The organism is Psychrobacter sp. TB67 (assembly GCF_000511065.1).
GTDB classification, from domain to species: domain Bacteria; phylum Pseudomonadota; class Gammaproteobacteria; order Pseudomonadales; family Moraxellaceae; genus Psychrobacter; species Psychrobacter okhotskensis.
In genome coordinates this window covers 57,399-63,772 of the sequence record NZ_AYYA01000064.1, presented here as the reverse complement: position 1 = coordinate 63,772, position 6,374 = coordinate 57,399, and the positions used below count along the sequence as shown (strand labels likewise).

Annotated in this window: 7 protein-coding genes; 3 read left to right on the top strand and 4 right to left on the bottom strand. The window is 40.0% G+C overall.

The features are described from left to right. Positions 1–5: 5 nt before the first annotated feature. From W293_RS0112335 to W293_RS17620, 4 genes are all read right to left on the bottom strand, one after another. Entirely contained in the window at positions 6–569 is a 564-nt protein-coding gene (locus W293_RS0112335; RefSeq protein WP_198015433.1) for a transposase, read from the bottom strand. Continuing rightward, positions 544–849 (bottom strand): IS630 transposase-related protein, encoded by a 306-nt coding sequence (locus W293_RS0112330; protein WP_025651943.1) that lies wholly within the window; start codon positions 847–849, stop codon positions 544–546. The genes W293_RS0112335 and W293_RS0112330 overlap by 26 nt, the downstream gene beginning before the upstream one ends. A 1,105-nt stretch (positions 850–1,954) precedes the next feature. Further along, positions 1,955–2,686 (bottom strand): substrate binding domain-containing protein, encoded by a 732-nt coding sequence (locus W293_RS16425; protein WP_198016450.1) that lies wholly within the window; start codon positions 2,684–2,686, stop codon positions 1,955–1,957. 10 nt (positions 2,687–2,696) lie between these two features. After that, positions 2,697–2,843: a LysR family transcriptional regulator gene (locus W293_RS17620; protein WP_350588006.1), complete on the bottom strand. Its 147-nt coding sequence runs from the start codon at positions 2,841–2,843 to the stop codon at positions 2,697–2,699. A 219-nt stretch (positions 2,844–3,062) separates the two neighbouring features. Here W293_RS17620 and W293_RS0112320 point away from each other — a divergent pair, with 219 nt between their 5' ends. The 3 genes from W293_RS0112320 (at position 3,063) to W293_RS0112310 (ending at position 6,370) form a co-directional block, all read left to right on the top strand. Continuing rightward, entirely contained in the window at positions 3,063–3,740 is a 678-nt protein-coding gene (locus tag W293_RS0112320) for a glutathione S-transferase family protein (RefSeq protein WP_025652728.1), read from the top strand. An 86-nt stretch (positions 3,741–3,826) separates the two neighbouring features. Continuing rightward, positions 3,827–4,954, top strand: coding sequence for a zinc-binding dehydrogenase (locus W293_RS0112315; protein ID WP_025652727.1), 1,128 nt, complete (start codon positions 3,827–3,829; stop codon positions 4,952–4,954). Positions 4,955–5,419: 465 nt separating this feature from the next. Next, on the top strand, positions 5,420–6,370 hold the full coding sequence (locus tag W293_RS0112310) for an EamA family transporter (RefSeq protein WP_025652726.1): 951 nt from the start codon (positions 5,420–5,422) through the stop codon (positions 6,368–6,370). The last annotated feature ends 4 nt before the right edge of the window (positions 6,371–6,374 follow it).

Sequence of the window (6,374 nt, the reverse complement as noted above, 5' to 3'; positions counted from 1 at the left end):
TATAGTCACTGCACTACAAAAGAGTTATGTTTTGGATGAATATCATAAAACAATTTAGATAAGTCATTTTCCATCCAACCTTGGCGTAAAAACTTCACTTGAGCCCACTTTTTCTCGATGGGATTTAAGTCAGGACTATAAGGAGGTAAGAATAATAGCCTGTGACCATGCCTGTTAAGCAGCTTTTGAACGCGCTTATGAAAGGCTGCATTATCCATAACGATTACACATTTTCTCTTAAGCTTTGGTATCAGCGTGAACTTGCACCAGTGATAGAAAATCTTTTTATTAATGTTGGTCTTTAAGCAATTGAGTGCAAACAGCGTTTTGCCATATAGTGCACCAATGACGTTGGTTCGATCTTTGGCTTGCCAATTGTAACTGCCAATGCAGGGGCTACCAATGGGTGCATAACCACAAGGACGCATCGTTTCACTCTCAAACCCACTTTCGTCCATATAGACAATAGCAAAGCCTTGAGCAATGTAGTGGTTAAGCTTGGCTAGATAAGTCGCTCTTTTCACAGGACAGGCTTTGGGATGCTCAAGTGTCTTTTTTTTTGCTAACACCAATACGCTTTAAGGCTTTACTGATGCCTGTTGGGCTACAATCAAAACGCTGTGCTCGCTCATAGTGATAATCGTCAGGGTGGTCTTTGACATCTTGAGCTAAGGCTTCATCCTCTATTTTGTAGGGCTTAATATATCGAGTGGTTTTACTATGAAGACGCTTTTTCCACTTCTGGATAGTCGTTGGACTGATATCATAGAAAACAGCAGCTTCAGCAAAGGTCATGCCCTCATCTAAGCTTTTTAAGACTTGTTTGCGAAAATCTAGGGAGTAAGTCATGGTTATTTATTGTGGTAATCGTTTAGTTGATTTATTTTATAACATTTTTGTGGTCAGGTGACTATATCCCAGTAATTTTAAGCTTAAATCAAATTCAAACATGACTAATCTACTCTCTAAAAATGAGGCTTTATGTGTATAAAATGAATTTGATGATACTTAAAAATATTTTCTAAATAGTCGGAAGTTTGTAACATTAATAGCGACAGACTGAAGTTATTAATAATGCTATATAAATTAAACTAATAGACCATAAAATCGCCTATTATTCGCACAAGTCGCAGTTATCTTAAAGTTTCGAGCTAAGGTATTTTGAATGTTAAGTGGAAAACTTGCAAAGGCAGCAGCTGCTTTATTTACTTCGGTAAACTCGCACTCACTATTATCTACTAATAAAACCTAGTGCTTAAGTATTGAGTTATACATACTAAATATTTCACCTTATTTAATGTTAGAAATAAACTTTACTTTAAGATAGGTTCCTTTCATGTATACCCATTAAATCTCTTGCAAAAGTACTATTTCATCGACTTCTATTCTAATTGGCAATACTTTTACCACAAAGATCCTCTACCCTATCAAGGGATCGAAATACTAACCTGTACGATACATTGTCATAGTTTTCATATATTGTCTGTCAGCGTTTTTCTTGAACATAATTTATCTTGGCAAACCTGTGCACCCTACCAAATGGACTATAAACATATAGACCATTGATACTTTTATTTTTAAATTTTCGTTATGAGGAATCTAACTAATTTAATTAATTTAATGTGTTGTTCTTTTTAAGATATATCTCTATATATTTTGACCTCTGCCGTCAAATCCGTACAGTCATTCGTCCAAAACTTACATAACGGATATCATCGCATATTCGTTAAGTTACGAAATACTAAGTTTAGGTTCATGAAGTGGATTGTTCAAAATCTTGGATTAGTCCCAAAAAACTGCGATTTACGGATAGTTCATGAATCGAATTATTTTTAATTTATAAAAAAATAGATATTATAGTCATATTTAACAAAGATTTATGTTTACATTATTTATATGAACAAAGCTTTAAATAAACATAAAACCAATAAGGTCTATCTTATAACTTTATCCTTTAACACTCATTGGTTACTTTTATGTTCTCTACCAAAAAGTCTACTGCTGCTTTTACTTTAGGTACTGAGTAACGCTGTTTTTGGTATAACAAATAAACGGCCATCTCAGAATTCTGAGTGATTGCTAATGGATGTTCAAACTTAAGCTCTTGTAATGCGCCCGATTCAAGATATTCAGCCAACGCCCATCGCGTTGACATTAGAATACCGTCGCCCGCGCAGGCTTTTTTTGCCAGCCATGGGCCATTGTTTGAAATTGCTACCACTGGTCCTGAGACATCATGCCACTGATCATCCATAAGACATAACCATGGCGTCATTCCTAATGGCGTCTTAAAATAAAGACCCTTATGTTCTCTTAATTCTAGTGCATGATTCGGTACGCCATGTACTTCCAAATAATGTGGTGACGCGACTGGAATAAAACTGTTATCCATAAGACGTTTTGCAATTACCCGCTCATTTGGTGCATAACCACCGCGAATCGCAATATCGACATCATCGCGTCCAAGTGTTGATCGCTCATCACTTAAACTGACATCGAGCACAATTTGAGGATATAACGCACTAAAATCATCCAACACAGGCAGCAATATCTTCTCGCCAAAACCCACCATTGCGCTGATGCGTAAACGCCCCATTGGCGTTGTCTGATAGCTACGAACGGTCTCTTTGCTTTGCTCTAGTTGATTCAATATGTGCTGCACATCGTTATAATAAACTTGACCCACTTCGGTCAGTTTAACGAGTCGAACGCTTTAATAGTGTCGCACCCAAACTCTTTTCCAAATCCGACACGCGTCTTGATAATGAGGATGGCGGTACATCGAACACCTTTGCCGCTTTAGTAAAGCTACCTGTTTCGACGACTTTACTAAAATATCGTATCGCACGCAGTTGATCGAATCCTTGTCTCCATTCAATAAATATTCAATTATTATCATATAAACATCAATATTTGAATGTTTTGACTCTATTATTGTCTTAAAAGCAATAGTGATTCACATTTTACGCTATATATCACCCTATTAAAAAACAGGAATAATATGTTTAGCTTGAGCACTACAACTAAAAGCAACCTTCACGTTAATAACGGAATAATAATTTATGCTTACTTTGCACGGTTTTGCTGCGAGCAACTATTACAATATAGTCAAATATGCTCTTTTGTATAAAGAACTGCCATTCCAAGAAAACCTTATATTCGCTGGTAGCGATGAGTTACTACGCGTCAGCCCAGTGGGCAAAGTATCTGCTATCACAACAGATGAGGGCGTTACTCTTTCAGAATCGAGTGTTATTTGTGATTTTATTGAAGAGACCTACCCTGCTATACCGCTCTATCCTGAATCTGCGACAGAGCGTGCAGCTGTCCGTCAAATCATGAAAATATCGGAGCTCTATTTTGAACTGCCAAGCCGCCGCCTGATTCCTTATGTATTTTCAGGCACCAACGCCCCTGACGCTGTCAAAGAAGAAGTACGCCAAGTATTAACTCGAGGCATAACTGCCTTAAATCGTCTATGTCAATTTTCACCTTGGATTGCAGGTGAACAGTTCACGATGGCTGATATTTATGTTCATTATGTAAACACAATCGTCAATGCCTTTGCCGCAACCCAACTTGACTGGGATGTGCTGGCAGAGATACCCGGCATGAAAGAATGGAATGATAAGATGAGTCAATCTGACATTGCCCAAAAAGTAGAGGCAGATCGCTTAGCAAATATGCCCAAATTTATGCAACACGTGAAAGCTCAAATACAAGCTGCCCAATCTAAATAATGTAGCTGAGAATACAATTAAGACTAAAATACAGCCCATATCAATCAAAGCAGTGATGCCACGCATCATTTGCAGGAGCAAAAATTATGACTGATAAAAATATCCAACTGGTTTCAACCATCAGTGACGACAATAAATTAACGCTATCTTTACAAAATGTTGAGATGCCGCAGCCTGGTGCCGATGAAGTCGTCGTTCGTATTGAAGCGGCACCATTAAACCCCTCTGACTTTGGGGTGATGTTTAGCGCGGCTGACATGTCAACCGCCGTACAATCAGGTACTGAGCAAAACCCTATCGTTACCGCTGATGTTCCCGCAAAGTTCATGCCAGCACTGAAAACACGTGTGAATAAAGACACACCTGTGGGTAACGAAGGCGCTGGCACGGTGGTCGCAGCGGGTTCATCGCCAGCCGCACAAGCACTAATGGGCAAAATGGTTGCTGTGATTGGCGGCGGTACATATCGTCAATATCACTGTGTCAATGTAAAAAGCTGCTTGGAATTAAAAGAAGGCACGACTGCTAAAGAAGGCGCTTCGTCTTTTGTGAACCCACTTACCGCACTGGCAATGGTCGAAACCATGCGTGCTGAGGGTCACAAAGCCATCATTCATGCAGCAGCGGCATCTAGCCTTGGACAAATGCTTAACCGCATTTGTATGGCTGATGGTATTGATTTGATCAATATCGTACGTAAGGAAGAGCAAGAAAAACTGTTACGTGATATGGGTGCAAAATATGTGGTCAACTCAAGCAGTGATACATTCATTGCGGACTTAACCGCAGCGATTGTCGAAACAGGTGCCACGATTTCATTCGACCCTATCGGCGGCGGTCAATTATCCAGCGATATTCTGAACTGTATGGAAGCCGCTATCACTGCTGATGTAGAAGAATACAACGTTTACGGTTCTACCACTTTTAAACAAGCGTATATTTATGGGGCATTAAACCGTGGTCCTATTACCCTAAATCGTAACTTTGGCTTTGCGTGGGGTGTTAATGGATTCCTATTATTCAATGCGCTCGCCAAACTGGGCACTGAAACGGTTATGTCGATGCGCAAGCGTGTGGCAGAGGAAATTACCACCACATTTGCCAGCAGCTATACGCATGAAGTCACGCTACAAGAAGCGTTGCAGTTACAGTCAATCGCCGCTTATGGTAAACAAGCCACTGGTGAGAAGTACTTAATCAAACCTCAGGACTGATCATTGCTTAAAAATAATGACTTAAAAAGCGACTTTGAAATACAAAAAAGCAGATATCGATTATGATGTCTGCTTTTTTATTGACTATTAAGGGAAGTGATAAGCTCTTAAGTCGCTCTAGGGCGTGTCCTCAGTTCAACCGATAGCAATCTAAATGGTGATAAAAATGGTTAAATCTTGCCAAACATCGTCAAATAGCTAGGTAATATCTCGATATTATCTGCACTATTTTCCTTGTTTGACTGCAATTTACCTCATTTTTATCACCATTTTTAAAATAAGGACACGCCCTAGTTTGAGTATAATCGATTGATTGCGATTTAGAGTCTAAACAAGGATTAGTGTGTTTAACTGTAAACTTTGACGGCAGCATAACGGCATAGGCTGTATTTGTACTGGTCAATTCCATCACGCCCAAACTCAACAATTTAATGTCAATTAATAATCATTATTTAGGATAATCTGATGACCCCAATCCACATTGCCTTAGCCGTATTGGTTACCTTTATATGGGGTGTGAATTTTACCTTTATTGCATGGGCGCTTGAAAGCTTTCCACCACTAATGCTCACTGCCCTACGCTTTTTCTTTACTGCCGTGCCGTTGGTTTTGTTCCTCAAGCCACCTAAATTCAACCGTACGCTATTTATTTATGCCATCGGTACCTTTGTCATGCAATATGCCTTTGTATTCACCGCCATGCATTTGGGTGCATCGGCAGGATTGACGGCGTTATTGCTACAGGTTCAGATTTTTATCACCGTATTACTGGCTTTTGTCATACTGGGTGAAGCGGTGAGTCGCATGCAAATCATCGGTATGGTGGTCGGTGTGCTAGGACTGGGTGTCATTGCACTCAATCTCGGCGGTGATATGCCTTTGATTGGTTTTATCTGTATCTTGATTGCGGCCATAGGTTGGAGCTTTGGCAATATTGCTTCAAAACAAGCCTCAACGCAGCAAAGCATTAGTAACACCTCTACTACCTCGCCTATTAATAGCAATAATAAAGCTTCAAATAAGACATCGGCACTGTCTGCGCTAGCACTGGTAGTATGGGGCGGTCTGATCGCTTGTGTGATTTTGACGTTATCATCTCTACTATTCGAGACCGAAGCATGGCAGCTTGCGACATTTACGCAGGCATCGATTAAGTCTTGGCTATCGCTTGGGTTTATTGTCTATATCTCAACCCTGATTGGCTTTGGACTATGGGCGCATCTACTGGCGCAAAATATAGCCTCTAAGGTTATGCCCTTTGCCCTACTGGTGCCTGTATTCGGTATGGCAACTTCAGTGCTGTTCACAGGAGAGATAGTAACGTGGTGGAAAATGCTGGCGATGACGCTCATTTTATCCGGACTGATATTGGCAAATGTGAAGATGGGACTGGGAAGAAAAGCTGCTAAAACTTAAGTCA